Origin of the sequence: Flavihumibacter stibioxidans, from assembly GCF_014332695.1 — a bacterium.
Classification (GTDB): Bacteria; Bacteroidota; Bacteroidia; order Chitinophagales; family Chitinophagaceae; genus Flavihumibacter; species Flavihumibacter stibioxidans.
The window spans coordinates 822,930-848,190 of the sequence record NZ_MBUA01000012.1 but is presented as its reverse complement, the minus strand read 5'-3'; the positions used below and the strand labels follow the sequence as shown (position 1 = coordinate 848,190).

At 50.1% G+C, this 25,261-nt stretch carries 19 protein-coding genes and 1 riboswitch; of the genes, 10 read left to right on the top strand and 9 right to left on the bottom strand.

Annotated elements, in window-relative coordinates:
- The first annotated feature begins 2 nt into the window (after window positions 1–2).
- Genes BC349_RS10745 through BC349_RS10735 form a run of 3 tightly spaced genes read left to right on the top strand, consistent with a single transcriptional unit; the run spans window position 3 to window position 5,087 of the window.
- Window positions 3–2,480 (top strand): bifunctional YncE family protein/alkaline phosphatase family protein, encoded by a 2,478-nt coding sequence (locus BC349_RS10745; protein ID WP_187256723.1) that lies wholly within the window; start codon window positions 3–5, stop codon window positions 2,478–2,480.
- On the top strand, window positions 2,480–4,498 hold the full coding sequence (locus BC349_RS10740) for a TonB-dependent receptor plug domain-containing protein (protein WP_187256722.1): 2,019 nt from the start codon (window positions 2,480–2,482) through the stop codon (window positions 4,496–4,498). Before BC349_RS10745 ends, BC349_RS10740 begins: the two co-directional genes overlap by 1 nt.
- Before the next feature lie 10 nt (window positions 4,499–4,508).
- Window positions 4,509–5,087 carry a phosphonate degradation HD-domain oxygenase gene (locus BC349_RS10735; RefSeq protein ID WP_187256721.1) on the top strand — a complete coding sequence of 193 codons (579 nt, stop codon included), beginning with the start codon at window positions 4,509–4,511 and terminating at the stop codon, window positions 5,085–5,087.
- Here the strand turns inward: BC349_RS10735 and BC349_RS10730 are convergent.
- The 3 genes from BC349_RS10730 to BC349_RS10720 are packed head-to-tail and all read right to left on the bottom strand — an operon-like array spanning window position 5,084 to window position 8,251.
- Window positions 5,084–5,800: an HAD-IA family hydrolase gene (locus BC349_RS10730; RefSeq protein WP_222840143.1), complete on the bottom strand. Its 717-nt coding sequence runs from the start codon at window positions 5,798–5,800 to the stop codon at window positions 5,084–5,086. The two genes, BC349_RS10735 and BC349_RS10730, sit on opposite strands and share 4 nt — an antisense overlap.
- Window positions 5,800–6,957 (bottom strand): TIGR03364 family FAD-dependent oxidoreductase, encoded by a 1,158-nt coding sequence (locus BC349_RS10725; protein ID WP_187256720.1) that lies wholly within the window; start codon window positions 6,955–6,957, stop codon window positions 5,800–5,802. Before BC349_RS10725 ends, BC349_RS10730 begins: the two co-directional genes overlap by 1 nt.
- A complete protein-coding gene (locus tag BC349_RS10720; RefSeq protein WP_187256719.1) occupies window positions 6,947–8,251 on the bottom strand; it encodes a DUF5690 family protein in 1,305 nt (434 codons plus the stop codon). The genes BC349_RS10725 and BC349_RS10720 overlap by 11 nt, the downstream gene beginning before the upstream one ends.
- Window positions 8,252–8,405: 154 nt before the next feature.
- Window positions 8,406–8,546: riboswitch (cobalamin riboswitch) on the top strand.
- Window positions 8,547–8,759: 213 nt separating this feature from the next.
- Here BC349_RS10720 and BC349_RS10715 point away from each other — a divergent pair.
- From BC349_RS10715 to BC349_RS10700, 4 genes are read left to right on the top strand one after another with little or no spacing between them, the layout of a single operon-like run.
- Window positions 8,760–9,740, top strand: coding sequence for a ribonucleoside-diphosphate reductase small subunit (locus BC349_RS10715; protein WP_246456888.1), 981 nt, complete (start codon window positions 8,760–8,762; stop codon window positions 9,738–9,740).
- Between the two features lie 25 nt (window positions 9,741–9,765).
- Window positions 9,766–12,108 carry a ribonucleoside-diphosphate reductase subunit alpha gene (locus tag BC349_RS10710; RefSeq protein ID WP_187256718.1) on the top strand — a complete coding sequence of 781 codons (2,343 nt, stop codon included), beginning with the start codon at window positions 9,766–9,768 and terminating at the stop codon, window positions 12,106–12,108.
- A 54-nt stretch (window positions 12,109–12,162) separates the two neighbouring features.
- On the top strand, window positions 12,163–13,182 hold the full coding sequence (locus BC349_RS10705) for a glycoside hydrolase family 43 protein (RefSeq protein ID WP_187256717.1): 1,020 nt from the start codon (window positions 12,163–12,165) through the stop codon (window positions 13,180–13,182).
- Window positions 13,179–15,158 (top strand): NPCBM/NEW2 domain-containing protein, encoded by a 1,980-nt coding sequence (locus BC349_RS10700; protein ID WP_187256716.1) that lies wholly within the window; start codon window positions 13,179–13,181, stop codon window positions 15,156–15,158. Before BC349_RS10705 ends, BC349_RS10700 begins: the two co-directional genes overlap by 4 nt.
- Before the next feature lie 93 nt (window positions 15,159–15,251).
- Here BC349_RS10700 and BC349_RS10695 read toward each other — a convergent pair whose 3' ends face one another.
- The gene (locus tag BC349_RS10695; RefSeq protein WP_187256715.1) at window positions 15,252–16,574 is read right to left on the bottom strand and encodes a DEAD/DEAH box helicase; all 1,323 of its coding nucleotides are present in this window, start codon (window positions 16,572–16,574) and stop codon (window positions 15,252–15,254) included.
- 28 nt (window positions 16,575–16,602) lie between these two features.
- On the opposite strand from BC349_RS10695, the gene BC349_RS10690 reads away from it, so the two are divergent.
- Genes BC349_RS10690 through BC349_RS10680 form a run of 3 tightly spaced genes read left to right on the top strand, consistent with a single transcriptional unit; the run spans window position 16,603 to window position 18,014 of the window.
- Window positions 16,603–17,115 carry a hypothetical protein gene (locus BC349_RS10690; RefSeq protein WP_246456887.1) on the top strand — a complete coding sequence of 171 codons (513 nt, stop codon included), beginning with the start codon at window positions 16,603–16,605 and terminating at the stop codon, window positions 17,113–17,115.
- Window positions 17,116–17,132: 17 nt separating this feature from the next.
- On the top strand, window positions 17,133–17,612 hold the full coding sequence (locus BC349_RS10685; RefSeq protein WP_187256714.1) for a hypothetical protein: 480 nt from the start codon (window positions 17,133–17,135) through the stop codon (window positions 17,610–17,612).
- A 15-nt stretch (window positions 17,613–17,627) separates the two neighbouring features.
- Entirely contained in the window at window positions 17,628–18,014 is a 387-nt protein-coding gene (locus BC349_RS10680) for an SRPBCC domain-containing protein (protein WP_187256713.1), read from the top strand.
- Window position 18,015: 1 nt separating this feature from the next.
- Here the strand turns inward: BC349_RS10680 and BC349_RS10675 are convergent, their stop codons facing one another.
- The 5 genes from BC349_RS10675 to BC349_RS10655 form a co-directional block, all read right to left on the bottom strand.
- Window positions 18,016–18,912 carry an aldo/keto reductase gene (locus BC349_RS10675; RefSeq protein ID WP_187256712.1) on the bottom strand — a complete coding sequence of 299 codons (897 nt, stop codon included), beginning with the start codon at window positions 18,910–18,912 and terminating at the stop codon, window positions 18,016–18,018.
- A 29-nt stretch (window positions 18,913–18,941) separates the two neighbouring features.
- On the bottom strand, window positions 18,942–19,439 hold the full coding sequence (locus BC349_RS10670; protein WP_187256711.1) for a DinB family protein: 498 nt from the start codon (window positions 19,437–19,439) through the stop codon (window positions 18,942–18,944).
- A gap of 53 nt (window positions 19,440–19,492) precedes the next feature.
- Window positions 19,493–20,896: an RtcB family protein gene (locus tag BC349_RS10665; protein ID WP_187256710.1), complete on the bottom strand. Its 1,404-nt coding sequence runs from the start codon at window positions 20,894–20,896 to the stop codon at window positions 19,493–19,495.
- A gap of 3 nt (window positions 20,897–20,899) precedes the next feature.
- On the bottom strand, window positions 20,900–22,027 hold the full coding sequence (locus BC349_RS10660; protein ID WP_222840141.1) for an AAA family ATPase: 1,128 nt from the start codon (window positions 22,025–22,027) through the stop codon (window positions 20,900–20,902).
- A gap of 263 nt (window positions 22,028–22,290) precedes the next feature.
- Window positions 22,291–25,173, bottom strand: a complete 2,883-nt coding sequence (locus tag BC349_RS10655; protein WP_187256709.1) for a S8/S53 family peptidase — start codon at window positions 25,171–25,173, stop codon at window positions 22,291–22,293.
- Window positions 25,174–25,261 lie beyond the last annotated feature (88 nt).

Below are 25,261 nucleotides of genomic sequence, written 5' to 3'. Positions count from 1 at the left end.
CCATGAGAACAAGTATTGGGTTGGCCATCGCCTGCCTGTCAACAGCCATTGTACCGGTTTACGGTCAGCAACCGGATGTTGCCGGCAAATCAGATGTTAAAGCAGAAGCTGCAATAGTGCAGGAACTGGATCAGAAAAGGGTCCTGCTGCCCAATGGCTGGCAGCTCTCGCCTGCGGGCAGATCGCTTCCCCTGGGTGACCTGCCACTGAACCTGGTTGTATCTTCATCGGGGCGGTATATGGCGGCCACCAACAATGGCCAGAGCGTGCAGAGCATCCAGCTCATCGACCCGGTGAACGAGCGGTTACTGCACCAGGTAATGGTTCCAAAATCCTGGTACGGACTGGCTTTCAGTGAAGATGAAAAATACCTGTATGCCAGCGGTGGCAATGACAACTGGATTCTTCAGTACGAACTGAACAACGACCGGCTGGTATTACGCGACAGCATAATACTCGGGAAAAAATGGCCGGAACAGGTTTCCCCTGCCGGCATAACGCTGAACCACAAACGTAATGAAATGTATGTGGTGACAAAGGAGAACAATAGCCTGTATTGTATTGACCTTCGAAGCAAGGAGACCAGGAAGATTATTCCCCTGGGAGCCGAGGCTTATGCCAGCGTGTTGTCGCGTGACCATCGCTCCCTGTTCATTTCCCTATGGGGAGGCGCAAAGATCCTGGAATACGATGTACGCAGGCAGCAGATTAAAAGATCACTGGAAGTGGGGAATCATCCCAATGAACTGGTACTGTCGAAAGACGGCGCAACCATGTACGTGGCCAATTCCAATGACAACAGTGTTTCCGTTGTGGATGTAAAAGGCTGGAAAGTGATCGAAGTGCTGAATGCCGCCCTGTATCCCGATGCACCCGAGGGCTCTGCTACAAATGGTGTGGCTTTATCGACTGATGAAAAGACCCTCTATGTAGCCAATGCTGAAAATAACTGTCTCGCTGTTTTTGACGTAAGCGAACCGGGTCGTTCCCGTTCCGTGGGCTTCATCCCTGTGGGCTGGTATCCTACCAATGTAAAAGTGACCGGTAACAGAATCTTTGTTGCCAATGGAAAGGGCTTCTCGTCCTTCGCCAATCCCCGCGGTCCAAATCCCATTGCGAAAAAGCAACAGGTAACCTACCAGCAGGGCGATACTTCCAAATCTGCGCAGGAGGTGCAATACATTGCCGGACTCATGAAGGGAACCTTGTCGGTAATAGACCAGCCCGATGCTATAACGCTGGGTGCCTATTCAAAAGCCGTATACACGAACACACCCTATTCAAAGGAAGGTGAACTGCTGGCTGCGGGTGAACCGGGCAATCCCATCCCGATGAAAGTCGGTGATCCTTCCCCCATTAAACATGTGTTTTACATTATCAAGGAGAACCGCACTTATGACCAGGTGTTGTCTGATATGCCGGGCGGTAATGGTGACACCAGTCTCCTGCTCTTTGGCGAGCGCATTACGCCCAACCAGCATAAGCTGGCGAAAGAGTTTGTATTGCTCGATAATTTTTATGTGGACAGTGAAGTGAGCGCCGACGGGCATAACTGGAGTCTGGCTGCCGGGGCCACGGATTACCTGGAAAAAACCTGGCCTACCAATTACGGTGGCCGCGGCGGCTTTTATGACGGCGAGGGAAATCGCGCCATCGCCAATCCCACCAAAGGATTTATCTGGGATTACTGCAAACGGGCGGGGGTGAGTTTCCGGACCTATGGCGAATTTGCGGACGACTACAAGGCAAATATCCCGGTACTGGAAGGAAATTTTTGTCCCTACTTCACCAGCTGGGATGAGCGTGTACGTGATACCACCCGTTTTTACCAGTGGCGCCGGGAGTTTGACTCACTGGTAGCAGTAAACGCTGTTCCGCAATTCAATTCACTTCGTTTCATCAATGACCATACCGAGGGGCAGCGGATCGGAAGGCCTACGCCTTTTGCCCATGTGGCAGACAACGACTGGGCGGTAGGTCTGTTCGTGGAGCATTTGTCCAAAAGCCCGATCTGGAACCAGAGTGTTGTCTTTATCGTGGAAGATGATGCACAGAACGGTCCCGACCATGTAGACGCGCACCGCACCACTGCGTATGTGGCAGGGGGTTATGTAAAGCGGAATTTTATTGACCATACCATGTACAGTACCTCTTCCATGTTGCGCACCATTGAACTGATCCTGGGCCTTCCGCCCATGAGCCAGTATGATGCGGCAGCCACACCAATGTGGCGGTGCTTCAGCAAAACCACTGACCCCACAGGGTTTGTATCAGTGCCTTCCAATGTGGACCTGAACGATAAAAATGTGGCCAATACCCCCAGCGCAGTAAAAAGCGCGGCATTCGATTTTTCAAAGGAAGATGCCATACCGGATCTCGTTTTCAGTGAAGTGATCTGGAAGGCGGTAAAAGGAGAACACAGTGAAATGCCTGCGCCAAGGCGAAGCGCATTTTTACAGATTAAAGAAGAGAAGAAATAATGAAAAGAATTGTAGTTACGGGATTAATGGGCCTGGTGATGTGGCCGGCGCTGGCACAGGAAGACAGTACAGCCAGGGAACTGAGTGAAGTGGTCATTACCTCCCAGCGGAAATCATCGGCTCTCCTGAAAGTACCTTACCTCGTGGAAACCGCCGGCAGTAAATACATCAGCGTGTACCAGCCGCGCACGACCCCCGAAGCACTGCAGGGACTCAACGGCGTATTTGTACAGAAGACCAACCATGGCGGCGGATCACCTTTCGTGAGGGGGCTCACTGGCAACCAGCTGCTGATCCTGGTGGATGGTATCCGGCTGAACAATGCCACTTTCCGGTATGGTCCCAATCAGTACCTGAATACTATTGACGCGTTCAGCATTGGCCGCATGGAAGTGGCCAAGGGAACGGGTTCCGTTCAATATGGTTCCGACGCCCTGGGCGGGGTGATCCAGGTGTTCACGAAGGAACCGGAATTTTCGGTTGATGGTAATCGTTGGAGCGGTTCAGCAATGGGCAAACTGATGAGTACCGGCATGGAGCAGACAGGAAGGGGAGAAGTTCAGTATTCCGGCAAAAATATGGCGGCGATGGTGGGTGTTACAGTCAGGCATTTCGGTGACCTGGTGGGTGGTGATACCACGGGAATGCAATCCCCCTCAGGGTATGATGAACATGCCTGGGATGCCAAACTGAAATTTAAATTATCTGATCATACAGGCTTAACCATTGCCCACCAGTTCCTACGGCAGTCGTATGTTCCGGTTTACCATAAGGTTGTGCTGGAAAACTTCCGGATCAATGAGACCGATCCCCAGCAGCGTATGCTGAACTATGCGAAACTTGAAACAGCAGGTAAACATGCGATGCTGCGACAGGTCAGCATTACAGCTTCCTGGCAAAACAGTATTGAGGGGCGGGCCAGCATAAAAAACAATGGCAGCACCATGAGGCGGGAACGCGATGAAGTGAATACCCTGGGACTGACTGCTGATATCTACAGTGTTGTCTCAAAAAGGTGGACCGCCAATTCGGGGGTGGAATTGTATCACGACAGGGTTAGCAGTTCCCGGAATGATATCAACGAGCTAACCGGATCGGTGAAATCACTTCGCGGCCTTTACCCCGATGGTGCGAAATATGGCAACTATTCGATTTACAGCCTGCATCACCTGGAATGGAACCGCTTCAGCGCTGAACTCGGCGCACGTTTGAATATTTTCAATATCAGCCTGACAGATACTTCATTGGGAGAAGTGTCCATCCAGCCTTCGGCCCTGGTGGGGAATGCAGCGCTGATGTACCATATCGATAAAAACCATAAGATTTTCACTTCGGTTAGTAACGGTTACCGTGCACCGAATGTGGATGATATGGGAACACTGGGTATTGTGGATTTCCGATATGAGGTCCCTACAGCCAGCCTTCGCCCGGAAAAATCAATGAATGCCGAGCTGGGATACAAGTTCCAGACCGCAAAACTTTCCGGCGCGGCAACATTCTTTTACATGAAACTCAATGACCTTATTACAAGGGTTCGGATGGCCGGCGATTCAATTAATGGCTATCCTGTTTACAGAAAGGAAAATACCCAGGAAGGTTATATCTGGGGTATGGAAGCAACGCTTGCTTACCGGCCTTTATCGGGTTTGCAGGTTTCCGGAAATATTGCCTACAACTATGGTGAGAATAAAACCAGTAAAGAACCCATGCGGAGGATTCCGCCGGTTCATGGAAGGGTGCTGGCCAGTTATACAAAATCGGCCTGGCATGTTTCAGGTGAATGGTTGTATGCCGGCAAACAGGATCGCCTGGCCCAGGGCGATAAGGAGGACAACCGTATTCCCGCAGGGGGTACGCCCGGATGGAAGGTGCTGAATCTTTATGCCGGACTTCAGTTTAAAAGTATCCGCCTGAATGCCGGTCTGCAAAACATTTTAAACGAGGACTACCGTACGCATGGTTCCGGTATAAATGGCGTGGGCAGGAGTGTCTGGACAAATATCCAATTCAGCTTTTAATCATATTTATATGTTATCTCCACAGGCTGTTACCAGGGAAGTGTTCTCCCTTTATGATCAATTTGGCGCCGAAGAATATGCGGGCGAAAAGGTTTCACAACTGGAGCATATGTGTCAGGCGGCGCAATTGGCCATGGATGAGGGATTTGACGATGAAGTGGTACTTGCCGCCTTCCTGCATGATGTGGGACACCTGCTCCCGGTTCATGATGAAAGTGAATCGATGGATGGCTTCGGTGTAATGGACCATGAAAAGATCGGGGCCGATTGGTTACGTCGGTTAGGCATGGGCGAAAGAATGTGCAGCCTGATCGAATCACATGTGAATGCAAAAAGATACCTGACCTTTTCTTACCCTGACTATTACGAACAACTGTCAGAAGCCAGCAAACATACTTTAGAATACCAGGGTGGAAGGATGTCGGCAGCAGAAGCTGCGGCTTTTGAGGCTGATCCCCTGTTTGACCTTTTTATCAGGATGCGCAGGTGGGACGAGGCCGCGAAAATTGAAGGTCAGCCACTGCCTGAAATTGAACTGTTCAAACAGAAGCTGACCTCCTATCTGTCAAAGAGGGCATCGGCTGATTAGGCCTGCTCTTTTACAAGGTTATTTTCCAGCCAACTTTTCATCTCATGCAAAGACGAAAAAGCATGATCCGGCCCGAAGGGTGCGAGTTGCGCTGCACTGTGAGTGCCATTGGTAACGCAACAGGAACAAAGCACACCTGCATTTTTACCTGACTGGATATCAGATGGGGTATCGCCTATATTGATGACAGCCTTACGGTCATTAACATTCAGCATTTGCATGGCTTTACGGATCATGTCGGGTTCCGGCCTTCCATGTGCCACTTCATCACTGGTAATGGACAGGTCTATGATTCCTTGTTCCACCCAGCCGAGTTTCCCCAGGATGATATCTGCTACCTTACGGTAAAACCCTGTTGTCAGCGCAATGGCAATGCCCTGGTCTTTCAGGAAAGAGAACAGTTCGAGGCAGCCTTTTGTAGGAGTTATTTCATTTGCCTGGTAGTGGTCTTCCAGGATCTCACGGAAAACAGTATACGAATAATCCACCTGTTCAGCCCATTGCTGATTCCTTTGTCCGGTCTGCCTTTCCCAGAATGTTTCAAATACATGTCTTTTTCCCCAACCCTGTACTGCCAGGATTTCTTCATCTGTCATTTTAAGTCCCGTTTGCTGCGCGGCCCGGGTAAAGCATGCTTCCACTTCATGATTGTCTGTAACGGTGGTGCCTGCCATATCAAAAACCACCAGTTTTAATCCCTGTATAACTTTCATCAGTTGAATATTTTTTGAATGTTAGATTCTGCCAGTCCCGCACTGGCTGTCATGCCTTTTCCACCGATCGCGGTAATAATATGGATATTGGTATCCACTTCTTCCATAAAAAGGTCGTGCCCTTTTCTTTGTGCGTAATATCCGTTCCATTGTTTCGCGATATTCCAGTGCGGAAGTCGGAACATGCGTTGCGCTTCCTGCAGGATGATATCGTTAACTACCTGTTTTACTTCAAACCCAAGCTGGTCAGCCTGTTTCGCGTCGGCATATTCGTGTGAATCACCGATAATGATACTGCCGTCTGTGGCCTGCTTGAACAAAATATGGATGCCCCATTTCCGGCAATTTTCATTGATGCTGGCAGCATCCGCTTTTTTGTAGGAAGGACATTCCCGGAAACTTTCATAGCGACGAATACTGAGACCGCTGAGGATTGAGCCGGGTAATGTATATCCTTCCATCAGCGAGGTGGACATCATTTGCAGCTTGGAAACTTCGATATCGCTGTTGAAAAATATTTCCGGGTAAAGGGCCTTGAAATCGCGGCCATTGCAAATGATGACCTGGTTGGAACTGAACCGTTCACTGTTACTTGTTTCCACTTCACAATGATCCTGTTTGTACAGGACCGATTTCACCATGGAAAGGGATTTGTACTGAACGCCCAGTTGCTCTTTCATGAACGCGATCAGGTGATGGATCAGTCGCGATGGTTCTACAGTTACTTCCTGCGGAAAGAATAGTCCGCCGGCACAATAAGAGGCTCTTAGTCCCGGGTATTTTTCCAGGCAGGTTTCCTTGCCGAACAGGCTTGATTGATATCCCTGTTTTTCGTTGATCGCCGCAAGCTCTTCAATGAGGGTCATTTCTGTACTGTCGGATGCGAGATAAACCGTTCCGTTCTGTCTGACGGTGATGTCGAACCGGGACTGGATATCCTTATAGATTTCAAGGCTTCTCCTGCCGAAATCCTGCCACTTGCCGGAACTCATACCCGATGGCACCACCTGGCCAAAATTGCGGACAGTGGCTTCCATGGGCTTTTCATCTTTTTCCAGCAGTAATACTTTAAGTCCCTTTTTGGCCGCGTGGTAAGCATGAAAACTGCCCAATGCACCGGCGCCGGTGACGATGAGGTCGAAATGGTTATTTGCCATATACTAGATTGTCTGTGTTCGGAACGGCCCTGAATTTCCTGCTGAAATATCGCCAGCTGAATACTGCGGCGATCATTCCGGCGAGTCCGAATAAAAGGCTTACCCGGATAAAATATGGGAGCCATTCCGTATTTGTATTGAAAAGTTCTTTATTGAGAATCAGAAAGCAGGATCCAAGATATCCTACAGAATCCATCAGGTAAAAGAAAAAGCCGATATTACCCCTAACCTTATACGCAGCAATGAATCTTTCGAAGAAGAGACACTGCAGGGTGTTGTAGCTGATATACAGACCGATGGTATAACTGATCAGCAGGGTAATGGCATTGCCCTTGTGATTGAGTAATGCAATGGAGCAAGCCAGTATGGTGAAAAACCCCAGTCCCACCACCAGGTGCTGTCTTTTTATGCTGGCGAAATGATCCCGCATATTGGACAATCCCAGCAGCATCAGGATAACGACAACAGATGCAATGGTCTCCATTCTGGTAAAGATGGCCGGTGAGGCATCGGGCTGTATGGCCCGGATGATCTCAACGGAATAGTTGTCTTTTATATCACGCAAAACTGTCAACAACAGGTTGATTAAAATTACTGCGGTGAGTCCGGGCAGGAATTGCCTCACCAGTGCCATACGTTGCGGTTTATTGAGGGATGGCCTTTCCCCCCGCTGCAATGTCTCAGCTGTTTGGGGCGGAGGTATTTTTTTAAGCAGGTAAACGGAAAGGAACAGCAGGGGCAGGAAAAGGCAGCCGGTTACGAATGGCATATACAATTCGGGTACATTCCATGATTCAATCGTGATGCGGCCAATGCTTTTTACGGCACCGGAACTGAAGATGAAATTGATGCTCAGGATCAGCGCGATGAGATCTGTGTATTTCCGGCCTTCAATAAAGCTGAATACCAGTCCCCATATCAGTCCCAGGCACATGCCATTGGTAAAAAGAAAGAATACATTGAAAGGCAAGGGAACCAGTGCCATCAGCAAAAGGCTCAGGTGGGCGCCGCCTATCAGCAGCAGGATATAACGGGCGCGATGGGCTTTATTGATTTCAGAAATGAATTTTATTCCAATGAATTTTGAAGTCATATAACCCAGTACCTGGGCAATGACCAACGCTGATTTGAGTGAAATGCCGAATACCAGGACGCCGTCAAAAGTGGCCGCACTGATGGATTTACGGAATCCATACATGCAGAAATAAGTGGTGAAGGCTGCGAAAGCGGCAAGCAATACCAGGCCTGCGTTGGCTCGTTTGTCTTTTCCGGCAATGGAATTAAGGCTGATCATTAGCTGGGCAAAATAGTCCTGCTATATGATGCCATTTTGAAGGAATTGTTATCTAATTGATAAGTATGGGTGCGGGTTCCGGCATTCTTTCCACAGGCTGTGAAAAAGTAAAACCAGGGGCGATGGGCTTATCCGATACTTTCGCTTCCAGTTCTTATCAATACATCGTTTTGGCGCGGGCCGGTTTTTTCTGGCCTGCTTAATAGGGAACCGTGTGCAAATCACGGGCTGACGGGCAACTGTATGTGACCATATTGGTTACGAGCCAGACACCTGCCAAAATGATCTGTTGTTTGGACCTTCCCGCATAAGGTACCGGCAAAGGCAGTTGGGTATTCAGGCGGTTGGTGGGATAAGGGAGGGGGGAATCAGGCGTCTGACGTTTAGTATTACTGAATTCATAAATCTCAAACGTCAGACGCCTGATTGCCGCTCCCCCCTCCCCCCATCTCCCCTGAATACCCGGGAATCATTGTCTTCGTCGTACTGCATTTTATAACGTTAAAGTATGACCGATATGAACCAGGACAATGAAATCTTACTGAAAGAGAACAAGGATCGTTTTGTAATCCTCCCCATCAATTATCCCCGCATCTGGGAAAAGTATAAACAGCATGAAGCCAGTTTCTGGACAGCCGAAGAAATTGATCTTTCTGCCGACCTGAGCGACTGGGCATCCCTGAATGACGGCGAACGCCATTTCATTGCGCATGTACTGGCATTCTTTGCCGCCAGCGACGGAATTGTGAACGAGAACCTGGCCGTGAATTTCATGAGTGAAGTGCAACTGCCCGAAGCCCGCTGCTTTTATGGCTTCCAGATCATGATGGAAAATATCCATTCCGAAACCTATGCCCTGCTCATCGATACCTACATTAAAGACCCGGTGGAAAAAGACCGGCTCTTCCATGCCATAGATACGGTTCCCGCAGTAAAGAAAAAGGCTGAATGGGCTTTACGCTGGATTGAGAATGGCAGTTTCGCACAAAGGCTGGTGGCATTTGCTGCGGTGGAAGGCATTTTCTTCAGCGGTAGCTTCTGCTCCATTTTCTGGTTGAAGAAGCGCGGGCTGATGCCCGGACTCACCTTCAGCAACGAGTTGATCAGCAGGGATGAAGGCCTGCATTGCGAATTCGCCTGCCTGCTCTACGGTATGCTTTCCCAAAAATTATCACAGGAAGAAGTGTATTCCATCATCGGGGATGCGGTGACCATTGAAAAGGAATTCATCACTGAGGCATTACCGGTAGACCTGATCGGTATGAACGCTCGACTGATGCAGCAGTATATCGAATTTGTTGCCGACCGCTGGCTGTCGGAACTGGGATACCCTAAAATGTTTAATGCCGCCAACCCATTTGATTTCATGGAGATGATCTCCCTCCAGGGCAAGACAAATTTCTTCGAAAAGCGGGTGGGCGATTACCAGAAATCGGGCGTGATGACCGGTCCCGCAGGTCAGTCATTCTCACTGGATGAAGATTTCTAAACCATTACACCTTAAAATATATTCCATGTTTGTAATTAAAAGAAACGGCAAAAAAGAGTCCGTTAAATTCGATAAAATAACAGCACGCATCCAGAAACTCTCCTATGGATTGAGCCCACTGGTGGATGTGCTGGACCTGGCCAAAAAAACCATTGAGGGGATATACGATGGCGTTAGCACCACGGAGCTGGATAACCTGGCTGCAGAAACAGCTGCTGCACTCACTACGCGGCACCCCGACTACGCCTTGCTGGCATCCCGCATAGCGGTGAGCAATCTCCACAAGAATACGCAGAAGTCTTTCTCGGCAACCATGCGCACGCTGCACCAGTACAAGGATCCGGTTACAGGAAAGGGCCTGGCACTGGTGGCGGATGACGTGATGGAGATCATCGAAGCCAATGCTGAACTGCTGGATAGTACGATTATCTATGACCGTGATTTCGGGTTTGATTATTTTGGATTCAAGACCCTGGAGAAATCCTACCTGCTGCGCATCAACGGAAAGGTAGCCGAGCGGCCGCAGCATCTTTATATGCGTGTGGCCATCGGCATTCATAAGCATGACCTTGAGCAGGCCATCAAAACATATCACCTGATGAGTGAAAGATGGTTTACACATGCCACACCAACCCTTTTCAATGCGGGCACACCGAAACCGCAATTATCCAGCTGTTTCCTGCTGACCATGAAGGACGACAGCATTGAAGGAATTTACGACACCCTCAAGCAGACTGCCCGGATCTCACAGAGTGCGGGTGGTATTGGCCTGGCCATCCATAATATCCGCGCCACCGGAAGTTATATAGGGGGCACCAACGGCACCAGTAATGGAATCATCCCAATGCTGCGGGTATTCAACGATACAGCCCGTTATGTAGACCAGGGCGGCGGCAAACGAAAGGGGGCTTTCGCTATTTATCTGGAACCCTGGCATGCGGATGTATTTGAATTCCTCGACCTGCGGAAGAACCACGGGAAAGAAGAACTGCGGGCTCGCGATCTTTTTTATGCATTGTGGATTCCCGATCTTTTTATGAAACGGGTGGAAGCAAATGGCAACTGGACGCTCTTCTGTCCTAATGAAGCACCTGGTATGCAGGATTGTTTCGGCGCAGAATTTGAGGCCTTGTACGAGCGCTACGAACAGGAAGGCCGTGGTCGCAAAACCATCAAGGCACAGGATCTGTGGTTTGCCATCCTCGATGCACAGATAGAAACAGGCACTCCTTATTTATTGTACAAGGATGCTGCGAACAGCAAGAGCAACCAGCAGAACCTGGGCACTATAAAAAGTTCCAATCTCTGCACCGAGATCATGGAATATACCGATGCCAATGAAGTGGCGGTCTGCAACCTCGCATCACTGGCATTGCCAAGGTTTGTAACAGACGGAAAATTTGATTTTGAAAAACTGTACGAGGTTACCTACCAGGTGACGTTGAACCTGAACAAGGTAATCGATGTGAATTATTACCCGGTTGAAGAGGCGCGCCGGTCAAACCTTCGCCACCGCCCGGTGGGACTGGGTGTGCAGGGACTGGCGGATGCTTTCATTCTGCTGCGTTTACCCTTTGAGTCGGAAATGGCTTCCATACTTAACAGGAATATTTTTGAGACCATTTATTTCGCAGCGATGACGGCCAGTAAGGACCTGGCAAAAACGGAAGGTGCTTATGAAACCTTTGCCGGATCTCCTTTATCCATGGGCATGTTCCAGTTTGATCTCTGGGGTGTTCAACCTTCGGACAGGCATGACTGGGAGAGCCTGCGTAAGGAGGTTATGGAGCACGGCGTTCGCAATTCCCTGCTGGTGGCGCCGATGCCAACTGCATCCACTTCGCAGATCCTGGGCAATAATGAATGTTTTGAACCATACACTTCCAATATTTACAGCCGCCGCGTGTTGAGCGGAGAGTTTGTGATCGTGAACAAACATTTACTGAAGGACCTGGTGGGCCTGGGCCTCTGGAACAATGACATGAAGAACAGGATCATTGCTGCGAATGGATCCATCCAGCAGATAACGGCCATCCCGGAAGAGATCAGGGAACTGTACAAGACCGTCTGGGAAATCAGGCAGCGCATCCTTATCGATATGGCCGCGGATCGGGGCGCTTTTATTTGCCAGAGCCAGAGTCTCAACCTGTTTGTAAGTAATCCCACTGCTTCCAAACTGACCAGCATGCATTTTTATGCCTGGAAAAAAGGGTTAAAAACGGGCATGTATTACCTGCGTACCCAGGCTGCTGCGCAGGCCGTGCAGTTTACGGTGGAGAAGCAGGGCGCGGAAACCCTTGTGGAACCGGCCATTGCAGAGGGCGCCGTTTGTACGATGCAGGATGGATGTATCAGTTGCGGGTCATAAAGCGGTAAATAATAAATGTATTTTGTACATTTATTACAAAATTGCTTGACCGATATGATAAAGAAGCACCTGTTTTTCGCATTGCTGTCTGTGGCAATGTTACACGGAAGCATGGCAAATGCTAATCCCGATACCAGTTTTCCCATCAAGGGGAACCCCATCATCACCCACAAATACACGGCCGATCCTGCTGCCATGGTGCACCAGGGAACCGTGTATTTGTATGCCGGGCATGATGAGGCTCCGCCGCGTAAGGAGGGATATGTGATGAATGAATGGTTGTGTTTTTCATCCACCGATATGGTCAACTGGAAAGAACACCCGGTACCTTTGAAGGCAAAGGATTTCAGCTGGGCAAAAGGCGATGCCTGGGCTTCGCAGGTGATTGAGCGGAACGGAAAGTTTTACTGGTATGTGGCGGTAGAGCATGGCAGTATTCCCGGTAAATCCATTGGGGTCGCCGTAGCCGACAGGCCGGAAGGCCCCTTTAAAGATGCATTGGGCCGGGCACTGGTTACCAACGACATGACCAAGGCTACGGGCATTTCCTGGGATGATATTGATCCTTCGGTGATCATCGATAAGAATGGACAGGCATACCTGTTCTGGGGTAATACCAAATGTTATTATGCCAGACTGAAACCGAATATGACGGAGCTGGATGGCCCCATCCAGACCATCGACCTTCCTTTTTTTACCGAAGCCCCCTGGATCCATTACCGCAATGGCTGGTACTATCTTTCCTATGCCTACCAGTTCCCGGAAAAGATTGCCTATGCCATGAGCCGCAGTATCCATGGCCCCTGGGAGTTCAGGGGTATCCTAAATGAAATTGCCGGTAACAGCAACACCAACCACCAGGCCATCATTGATTTCAAGGGTCATTCCTATTTCGTTTACCACAATGGCAGCATCCCCACGGAAGGGGGCAGTTTCCGCCGTTCTGTGTGCATCGACCGCCTGTACTACGAACCCGATGGCCGCATGCGCCGGGTGGTAATGACAACTGAAGGCATTTCACCCGTCGGGTCCCACCCGACGGGTGGCACCCGACGGGTGAAAAAATTAAAATGACAGCATCCCCCACGGAAGGGGGCAGTTTCCGCCGTTCTGTGTGCATCGACCGCCCGTACTACGAACCCGATGGCCGTATACGCCGGGTGGTAATGACAACTGAAGGCATTTCACCCGTCGGGTGCCACCCGACGGGTGAAAAAATAAAAGCGAATAACATGATCTTGAAAAACCTCCTGGTGGCCTCCCTGGCTGCTACCCTGCTGTCTTCTGCAAGTGCACAGGAGAAGCCCTTTCATACCTGGGCGAAAACACCCCCGATGGGTTGGAATAGCTGGGATTGCTTTGGCCCCACCGTTACCGAAGCCGAGGTGAAGGCCAACGCTGATTATATGGCCAAACACCTGAAATCGTATGGCTGGGAATATGTGGTGGTGGATATCCGCTGGTATGTCAGCAACGACAAGGCCCATGGTTACAATGAAACCGATCCCCAGTTCAACCTGGATACTTACGGAAGGCTCGTTCCGGCGTCCAACCGCTTTCCCTCTGCAGCTGATGGCAGGGGATTCAAGCCCCTGGCAGACTATATTCACCGCAAGGGGTTAAAATTCGGGATCCACATTATGCGCGGTATTCCGGTGGCTGCGGTTAAAAGGAAATTGCCGGTGAAAGGCAGCCGGGTCACGGCGGCGGATATCTACAGCGAGCGCGACCAGTGCCGCTGGCTTCGCGATATGTTTACCATCGAGGCCGACAGGGAAGGGGCGCAGGAATACTATAACTCCATCCTTGAATTGTATGCATCTTGGGGAGTTGATTTCATAAAGGTGGATGACCTGTCTTCTCCCTACCATACAGCGGAAGTGGAGATGCTGCGTAAAGCCATTGACCGGACCGGCCGCAGGATCCTGCTAAGTACTTCACCGGGAGAAACACCATTGGCAAGTGCGGCTCACGTTCAGGATCATGCGAATATGTGGCGTACGGTGGGTGATTTCTGGGACAGCTGGCAGCAGCTGAAGGAACATTTCACGGTTTTTGAAAGATGGAACCCCTACCGTAAAACCGGCGCCTGGCCCGATGGCGATATGCTGCCATTGGGGCATATAGGCATCCGGGCGGAGCGTGGAGCCAACCGGATGAGTGCTTTTACAAGGGATGAACAATACACCCTGATGACCCTCTGGTCAGTATTCAGGAGTCCACTTATGTTTGGTGGCCATCTCCCTGATAATGATTCCTTTACCCTATCGCTGATGACCAATAAAGCGGTACTGGACCTGCTGAACAACAGTACAAATAACCGGCCATTGTTCCATAAGAACGACCTGACGGCCTGGACGGCCGATAAATCCGGCAGTAAGGAGAAATGGCTGGCGGTTTTCAATGCACAGGACCAGGAGATGGCGGTTGAAGGGAAAGCAATCTGGAAAAGTCCGGTCCTGACAAGGGCAAACCAGACCAGCGAGGTTAATGTTCCAATAGCCAATGCCCGGAAATTATACCTGGTGGTAACGGATGCCAATGATAATATCGAATGGGACCATGCAGACTGGATCAATCCCATTATTTATAATGAAAAAGACAGCCTGCCTATGAGCGGGCTCAAATGGAAAAAGGCTACTGCCGGCTGGGGAAACCCTGGTGTGAACCTCTCCTGTTCCGGTGCGCCATTGATTGTCGGTGATCAGATCCATGCCAATGGCATTGGTACCCATTCCAATTCCGTGATCGAATTTGAGTTGCCGGAAGGCTACACACATTTTAAAGCGATGGTTGGACTGGATAAGGCCGGTGTGGTGCAGAATGTAGGCGCAACCGTACAGTTCATGGTCTTCACCGAAGAGCCTGCCGGACCAATGCCTGCGACGGCAACAGCCATCCCCGTGCAGTTGTCTGCACTGGGAGTCAACGGCCGGTGCAGGATTATTGATTGCTGGAGCGGGGAAGACCTGGGCATTTTCAGCGGCGAGTTCAGTCCGGTTATCAACCGCCATGGGGCAGGATTGTTCCGAATTTCACCCGCGGAGTAATTTCACCCGTCGGGTGGTACCCGTCGGGTGCCACCCGACGGGTGAAAGGTTGGCGGCGGCCAGCCGGGGGGGGCAGCCGCCCTCCCGACCGAATTATTTCGCCACTTCAATTTTAATGCGCTGGCCCTTCATTTTGTGGTTCTTGATCTGCTGCAGCATATGGCTGACCTTTGATTTGCGGACAGCCACAAAGGAGAAGAAATCCTTTACCTCGATCAGCCCGATATCTTCTTTTTTCAGTTCGCCTTTCTGGGAAAGGAAACCAACGATGTCGACTTTATTGATTTTATTCTTTTTGCCGGCCGATATGTGCAGGGTACTCCATTTGGGCTTTTCAGGCAGTTCAAGGTCTTCCGGCAGTTCAATCCAGGGTGTGGCCGGATCAATATATTTAGGTGTTTCTTCCTCAGGGGAAACAATCAGGATGGCTGTGCCGCTGGCTTCCATCCGGGCCGTGCGCCCGTTTCGATGGGTGAAGGATTCTTCGGATAAGGGTAGGTGATAGTGTATGATATAACGGATATGCGGTATATCCAGTCCGCGGGCCGCCAGGTCGGTGGTCACCAGTATACTGGAGGTTCCGTTCCGGAATTTGCACAGGGCTGCATCACGTTCAGGTTGTTCCAGTGCGCCGTGGTAGAATACATTGACAATGCCTCTTTCCTTCAGGAAATCACTGGTGCGCTGAACAGCATCGCGGTAATTACAGAAAACAATGGTGGACCGGTTGCCGAGGTGACAGATCAGGCGGAACAGTGTTTCGAGTTTGTCGTTCTCATCGCTTTTTACCCTTTGGATGGCCAGCATTTCGGGTGCTTCTCCCGTCAGGAAATTCAACCTGACAGCGTCCTTCATTTTAATAAACTTAGGGATCTCCAGGGTTTCAGTGGCCGAAACCAGGATGCGTTTTTCCACTGCGGGCAGTGATCCCACCACAAAAGACATTTCTTCTTCAAAACCAAACTCAAGCGATTTATCAAATTCATCCAGTACCAGGGTTTTGATGCCATCCACATTAATATTACCCCGGCGGATATGATCTCCCAGCCGGCCGGGGGTACCAACGATCAGTGCGGGTGCTTCCAGCAGGTTGTTCTCTTCTGTTTCCCGCAGGTGGCCTCCGTAACAACAGGTAACCTTCAAACCGGTGCTCATTTTCTTGAAAACCTGTTCTATCTGCAGGGCCAGTTCGCGGGAGGGGACAATGATCAGGGCCTGGGTGGTTTTTGGTGCGGTAGTCATCCGGTCCAGCAAAGGGAGCAGAAATGCCAGGGTTTTACCCGAGCCGGTAGCCGATAAGAGTATTACATTGGCATGTTCTTTATTGGCCTCGATGGATGCCTCCTGCATGGGGTTCAGGGCTTTGATCTTCAGGGCCTCAAGAATTGCTTCAATCGAAAAATGGTGTTTCTGCATAGGCGCAAAGGTACCGCACTTTACTTGAATGCCTCTTTTCCTTCATCTTTGCCGCAGGAAAACTGATATGAAAGCCGCTACCGTTCACGAAATCAAGGAAGCCATTTTGCACCTGCCACCCGCAAAAGTGGCGGAGATCTGCCTGCGACTGGCGAGGTTCAAAAAGGAAAACAAGGAACTGCTGACTTATATCCTGTTTGAATCCGAAAACCTTGACAATTACCTCGCCGAGGTTAAGGCCGAAATGGAGACCGAATTCAGCCAGATCAACCAGTCGCAATTGTATTTTGCAAAAAAAAGCCTGCGCCGGATTTTGCGGGATACGAATAAGCAGGTCCGTTATATCGGCTCCAAACCCGCCGAAGTGGAATTGTTGCTGGCCTATTGCCAATGCCTGAAGCAATCTGGCATTCCCATCAAAAGGCATCCGGCTATCGAAAACCTGTATCTCTCCCAGATAAAAAAGATCGGCAAACTGATAACCGGTTTGCATGAGGACCTGCAGTACGAATACCAGCGCGCGCTGGATAAATTGCAGTGAGGCGCTCAAGGCCCGGTTTGGCGAATAAAATTTGGTTACCTTTCCTGTATAAAATAATTCCTATGCCACGCAATTTAATTTTGCTTTGTTGTGGTGTTGGTTTGTTCTTTTCAACATCACATATTGTTCAGTCTCAGCCCGCGAAGCCTGTAAATCAGCGATTCATTAATTACCAGTTGGAGCAACAGAAGAATTGGCAGAATAAACAATTACCGGCGAATTCCGTATTGTACCGTCATTCCGTCAAATATCCGGCTGCAGCATTTCGCTTAAGTAGGGAGGCCGATCGTCCTGTCACGATTCGCATGCCCTCGTATATGATCCCTCTGGAGACTTCAAATTTTAATCCTTCACTGCAGCAGTATCTGCAGGACAATAAATGGCAAAATATTCAATGGGAGAAAGTCCGTTGGCGTAAGGATCCTGCAAAGGGTATTGGTGCCGACCTGATAAAAAGTTTCGCAGCCCCAGCCAGTTTTCTTCCTTCCAAAAATTGAATGGATATTTACCGTATGAAAGATTACAAAAAATATTTTACCATATCCGCAGAACCGGAAGTATTGTATGCTGCGTTGACCAATCCCGCCACCATTCAGTTGTGGAGCGGCGAACCGGCCATCATGTCGGATGAACCTGGCAGTGAATTCTCTTTATGGGAAGATAGTATCGTTGGTAAGAACCTTGAATTTGAAAAGGGAAAGATGATCGTACAACAGTGGTATTTTGGCGAGAACGAAGAAGCCCCTTCGATTGTTACCATCAAACTGCACCCGCATAAACAGGGGACTTCTGTTGAACTGCGTCACACCAATATTCCCGATGATGCGTATGATGATATTGTGGAGGGATGGAACCAGGTTTATTTTGCATCACTGGATGAATTTTACACCGGGGAATAAATCAGCGGTGATCCGTGTACAACCCTGCCGCCACAGACGCTTGAAGCCGATGGTAGTGTTCTTCGCTTAAGTTACTGTATCCTGCTCTCAACGCATCATCCAGTTGCTCTTTGGTGCGGATCCCAACGATAGCGCCGGTTACGGCCGGATGCTGCAATACAAATTGTATGGCTGTAGTGGCAGGCGGCTGACTGCTTTCCATGGCTATTTCCCGGATCATGTCTGCTGCGGCCTGCACAGCGCCCATCTCATGTCCCAGGTATGGTTTGGCTGCCTTACCCGCCAGCAATCCTCCCGCTACGGTGCCCCTTGCCACCACGCCAATATTGTTATGAAGTAACAAATCAAAACAGCTCTCTTCCGCCCTTCTGTCGAGCAGACTGTATTGCATCATTACGCTGGTGATGGAGGAACGTTTAACGTATTCACGGATCACATTGGGGCGGATGGATGAGATCCCATAATGGCGGATCATTCCGGCTTTTTTCAGCCACTCAAAGGCTTCGATGGTTTCATCCATCGGGTCGTCAATGGTGCCGCCATGTAACTGGTAGAGGTCAATATAATCTGTCTGCAACCGGCGAAGGCTGTTCTCCACTGCCTGCAGGATGTATTCCTTACGGGGATTCCAGTCCCAGCCGCTTCCATCCTCACGTAGTTGGTTGCCCGCTTTGGTGGCAATGAAAACCTTGTCCCGCTTTGCTTTCAGGGCAGCGCCGATCATGGTTTCATTGGCGCCGCCATCGTAGAGGTCGGCGGTATCAAAATAATTGATGCCACCATCAATGGCGGCATCAATTAAGGTTTGTATTCCATCCTGGCCGGGATGCAAAGACATACAACCGAATCCTATCCTGCTGATCAGCATATTGGAATGACCCAGAATTTTATACTGCATGGCCGGGAGTTTTGTTTGCAGCAAAACTCCTAAAAATTCTGCTCATCCGCACTCGGGCCATAACTGCCGGGTATCGGGATATCCAGCAGTCGCAGGTAAACGCCCAGTTGTGCGCGGTGATGCACGGTCTGGCAATAGGACATCCGGATGACATCTCCTTTGGGTTCCACCACGTGGATGGTATCGCCCGTGCGAAGTGTCCAGGGCTCATTCAACTGTTCTTCCCGGGCAGATTCCAGCGCCTGCAGGCCACTTTTGAGTGATTCTTCAAAATACTGAAGCAGCTCAGCAGTGCTGCTGAATTTTGGCGGATCATACGGGTTGGCTGCAAAGTCAAGTTCGTTTGTCTTCAGCGCCATGCTTGTCCAGGACGGCAGCTCAGCCACATGCGTGGCCAGTTGAAGCAGGCTCATGCTTTTAGGATGCGGCTTCCAGCCAAACTTATCTTCAGGTACACGTTCCAGCATTTTGCGGGTGGTTACTGCTTCCTGTTTCATTTCTTTCAGGAACATCGGGATCATAGACATAAGTGTTTATTTATTGTAACACAAAGCAACAACACTCATGTGACAACCCTATGTCAGCAGCCATCCATCCGAACAATTTTTGGTGTAAATTTTCCGGTTACTTCCACCAAAGCACGCTGGCTTTCCATGACAAGTTCAATATCCTTATAGGCATGAGGCGCTTCATCCAGTCCGCCTCCGATCAATATAACACCATGTTTCTGCAACACATCTTTCATCTCCTTTTTTGTGATGCTTGCCATGGCTTTACTGCGGCTCATCTTTCTTCCGGCACCATGTGAGGCGGAGAAAACGGCAGCGCTAACATCCTTTCCCTTTACTATAAAACCGGGAGCTGTCATCGAACCTGGAATAATTCCCAGTACATCTTTACCTGCAGGTGTGGCACCTTTCCGGTGAACGATCAGCTCACGTCCTTCATACATTTCCTTCCAGGCGAAATTGTGGTGGTTCTCCACGATCCGCATGGGCTGCCGACCCAGTGCCCGGGCTATTTTCCGGTGGATCACCTCGTGACAGGCGGCAGCATAGTCCCCCGCCAGGTTCATGGCCAGCCAGTATTCCATTCCTTCTTCTTCATCCAGGGTCAGCCAGGCGAGATTGGATGCTTCACCGGGCAGTCGCCGTTTCGATTTTGCCAGCTTCGTATAATGGTTGGCGATATTGGCGCCAAGGGAACGCGACCCCGAGTGGGAGAGCAGACCCAGCCACTGTCCGGGTTCAATACCCAGCACTGCATCCTTTTCGCCTACTTCCACCACACCAAATTCCACAAAGTGATTGCCGCTCCCTGATGTTCCCAGTTGTTTCCAGGCCCGGCCGTGGAGGGGTCGCAGCAGGGGCAGCTGTCCGAAGAGGGCATGGTCCATCACCTCATGTTCTTCTGCCTGGTCGAACTGCTTTCCGCTGCCGAACAGGGTTTCCCTTTGCAGTGTTTTGATGAAGAAGCCATCCTTTTGTGCCAGTTCCTTCGGTGCGATGTCAAACACGCTCAGGCACATACGACAACCGATATCAACGCCCACTCCATAGGGAATGACGGCATTGTCGGTGGCCAGTACACCGCCGATGGGCAGACCGTATCCTGCATGTGCATCGGGCATCAGCGCCCCGGCAACGCTGATGGGTAAACGCGCAGCCTGGTACATCTGGTGCAGGGCTCCTTCTTCAATATGTTCCCTCCCGAAAATATTGAACGGAATACCCTGGTTATTCAGTGACACCTGTGATCCTTCCGCCTTTGATGCCGGCATCAATTTGCCGGCAATGGTACCCAGGATTTTATTGTCAGCATAATTTTCCGGAGCAGATAGTATGGCCTTCAGTATTTCCAGCGCTTCGCTTTTGGAAGCATGTTTATAATGTTTCTCCATGACCTGCATCGCAATGCTGATCACCGGTGATTCAGGGTAACCAATGCCCCTCAGTTCTTTTCCGCTTAATGTTAATTTTCCCATAACTCAAATTTGATCTGCCGCCAGTTCCCTTCTGAACCCGATGGTTTGCGCCACAGGTTTTTCGAAAGAAACGGAAGCAGGGTTTGTGATTTCCGCCAGGGTCATGGCTGTTTCAATGGGTTGTGTAATGCCCAATGTTTCAGCCAGTTTCCGGGCTTTGTTTTTTTCCAGTTTGCCGAATTCATATTTCGCAATCAGCCTTCCTTTCCGCATCAATGCATTGTCTATCATGCTCAGGGAACTGTTGAACGTGCAGATGATCTGTACGTTCAGGCAGTCGCTCAATAAACCATCACTGATGTTCAACAGGTTGCTGACGCAGCTGTCGGCATTGTATTTCCGGTCCATGATCAGGTTCTCGGCATCTTCGATTACCAGGATACTGTTCGGGTTGGAGATCAGCAGTTCTATGAACTCCGGATTCACCAGGTTGCCCGCCACACCCGGGGATACGAACAATACTTTCTTTTTCAACTGGCCGATCAGGTGCCGCAGGTAGGTTGTTTTTCCTGTTCCGGGCAGCCCGTGCAGCAATACAATTCCCTTGTCTTTATCCTTCATCAACCTTTCCCTGATCATTGCATCCACGGCGGCAAAATCATCGTTGTAATACAATCCGATGTCCAGCGCCGTAGGTTGAATTTCCAGTTGTTTCAGCTCCAGTCCATAGCTTCCGTATGTGATGATATTGATTTCGTGGTCGATTTCCTTTACCGCGGCTTTGTTCCCGGAAAAAACTTTCACCAGCCTTTCCGCCAGTTCATAGTTCCGGGCATCAAACAACAACTCAGCATAATCCTCACCCAGTTCGATCATGGTTTTACCTGACAGTTTGAAAATGGTCCGGGTAAATTCCTGTTGCTGCTTTTGCCAGTTGTAGTGGCACCGCTGGTAAACGGCCTGCACTTTTCCTGCATGGCCTTCGCTGATGTATGCGAAAGCCCTGGTAACATCAATATCGTTTATTAAACTGATGCTTGGCAGCCGGCCATAGGTCTCCAGGTAAAATGCTTTTACTTCAATGAAGTTGCCATAGAACAAAGTCATTTCACGCGCTGATCCTTTCCGGAAAAAAATCCTTTCCCATAAATTTTGTATCCATGTCTGTATGGATACAGTTAACTGTACCATAAAAAACCTTCTTGATTAATTTAAAATTGGCGGGACGAAAAAGCCCCGCAAGTGCTTGCGGGGCTTGAGTTATATTGAACTGATAACTTTATTATGACCATGCATAATACGCCCCGCTTACCATGTTGTCAGCATGCTGACCAACAGGTTTGTAACTGAGTTGTTTGAAATTGCGGAGCATTGTTATTGTTTTAAAATTTTCGATTGCAAAGATGTAAATATTATTTATAACATGAAATATTTCCGGAAAAAATATTTTCTGGTTACTGGATAATGAGTTTTTTACTGCGTTCCCTCACGCCGTTTTTATAGATATTGTAAATATAAATGCCGGCTTGCAAACCGGATGTGCTGATCTCCTGGAAAGTGCTGCTGATGGCCTGTTTCAGCACCATTTTTCCCGTGGCATCGTACAACAGGAAGATGGTATTGTCAGGATCCTGCGTGAGTATCCTGATATTGCTGCCCTGCTTCACGGGGTTGGGAAAAACATAATAGGATTCATCATTGAAGAAATACACCTGCTCCTGCCTGGTATAATAAACCGAACCGTTTTCCAACTCAATTCTTCCGCGATAAATATTCAGTCCGTTGTTGGCCGGAGTGTTGACAATCTGCTGCAACTGCGTAACCGGTTCTATGCTTGCAACGGTTTCGAAACGGGTAGATAACCATTTCTCAAAGACAATCTTTTTCACCTTATACAGGGAGCCCAGCAAAAGGCTCAGCCTGGCTTCATTGGTTCCGGTTGCGTCGGCGAGGAAATTGCTGAGGTAACAACCAACGCCCTGGTTTTTGTAATTGAAAGTATAGGATTTCATGCCGTCGATTCCCGATGGCAATACAGGTGATACGGTGAAATATTCATAGGGGTTGGCGGCGGATAACTGGATCAGGGCTGTATCATTGAGCGTAACCAGATTTTCCAGGTATTGATCCCCCAGGCGATAGACCCTGTACTGGTCAACAGCTGCAGCCTTATTCCAGTAAATGAGAAAGGAATCCGGGCAGTTGAACCCGGTTTTTATATCGAGGTTGCGTGATATGCCACTTGTGTCGGAGAGATAGCTGCTAACGCCGGCGGTCATGCGCAATAGAAGGGAAGAATATACATCGGGCGTGGGCCATTTGAAGTAGCCCTGCGAAAGCTTGACATCCCCAGTTGCCACTTTCCAGGTTTGCCCGCCATCCAGACTGTAATCCAGCTGAGCCGTACCGGTTAAAGGGGTAGACCAGCGGATGGCATTGGTACTTCCTTTGAACAGTTGGTCACCTTTTACGGGGTAGGTGAAATGAAATGCCGGCAGGGTATCATATTGCCAGCTTATAAAGTAAGCCTGTCCCGCAGCCTGTTCCGCTGCCTGCAGCGCATAGCCCTGCACGTTAATGCTATACTCGCCTGCATCAGGCAGGTCGATCCTTACCTGTTCCATATTATTCAGTGAATCCCTTCCGCGCAGGGGGAGCAGGCCCAATGAATCGGGATGCGCAAAACTGTTCAGCACCCAGGGCAGCCAGCTCTTACCCGAAGCGGTATGCACGAGCGACAGGTCGAGGTCGTTGACAAGTGCGGTGGCCGTATTGGCTGTTGCTGCAGGATCATTCCAGCTGATGGTGACCTTCAGGTTGATGGCATTGGATGGAACAATAATCTGGTGTGAGCCGGTCTGTCCATTCCTGACATAACCCGAGTCGTAGCGTTTGTCCATCACTGTTTGAACCGCCCTCAAAGCATTAACGCTGCCGTATCCTGATACATAATCGATCCCTTTGCTGCCGATATCATCGGCGCTGTTCGCCAGGATGGAACGGACAAGGGCGGCGGGGGGCAAGACCCCTGATTGTTTTGTACAGGCATCCTGTACCAGCAGGGCTGTTCCCGATACGATCGCGGCAGCACCGGAACTGCCATCTTCGCCAAAAGCCACCAGTTCGGGTTTGATGCGGCCATCATAAGCCGGGCCGCGTGAGCTGAGGGCAGGTACCACTCCGAAAGAATCCACCGCCCCCACCACCAGGTTGTTCTTGGCCATTTTAAAACTGCCGGTGATATTGGCGTACCCACTGATACCGGCGTAATTCCCGCTGCTGCCGGCCTGGGTGCCGGAGTTGCCGGCGGAGAATACATGCAGCAACAATGGATTGTCATTGGATTGGCGGTCATAGGCCATGGCATCCGCACCATAATAATTTTCTATGCCCGTGCCATAGGAGTGGTTCTGCACCGACACGGACAGGGTTTTCAGGGCGGCATCGTCGTCCGGCAGCAGGGTTTCGAAATTCGCGGAGCTGATCCTGCTGCCCCAGGCGACCCCTTTGCCGGTATAAAAACTATTGCCTGCGCCGGAGGCAATGGTGGCCATGGTGGTGGCATGGGTTTCCATCAGGCTTGAAGCTCCCGGCGAAAAAACATAGCGACCCCGGAAATCAATATCCATGGTATCCGGACGCTTCTCTTTGATGGAAACCGTCAGACCACTGCCGTTGATAGTGGGCCAGTAACGGTGGGCGGTATTTACCTTGTTGGCGGAGAGGTCGAACCCGGTGAGTTCCCTTTCGGTTATTGCTCTCCGTGAACCGGCAATAAAATGGATGTTTTTGTCCTTCAGGGCCGTCCGGATCCAGCCCGCCGGAACCTTCACCTGCAAGGTGTGGCTGGCCTGATCCGCTTTTTGGATGGAAAAACCACTTAGAGGCGAGTAGGTATTTTTCAAAAGGTCGATATCCCCCACGGACAAAAGCAATTCCTCGTTTTCCCGGGCCTGTTCACCCGAAACCATCCGGCCAAGCAACACCGGCGACAGCTTCCAGTTATCGTTTACCGGCACCAGGAATTCCGCCCGCTGCGCCCATTCCTTCCACTGGGTTTCTGAGCTGATTTCGATGATGCGGATATCCCCCGACAACTGACGAAGTACCCGGGCACCGCCGGGTAAATATTTGATTTTGATGGCGTAAGCATGGGTGGCGGGATGGTATTTCCTTGCTGCCGCACCCCCTGCCGCACCCCCTGCCGCCCGCCCGGCCACCGTGTCCGCCGGTTCCAGGAGCAGGCCCTCCAGGGGGGATGCCTGACGGATTTTCACCTGGCTCATTAGGGTTAGGCTGCCGAACAGGTACAGGAATGACAGAAAATATTTCAACATAGATGTTTCGTGGTAATAAATGTAAGCAAATCGCCCGCTTCAAACACTTTGCAACGACGCTGCATATAATCGTGAACTTATCTTGAAA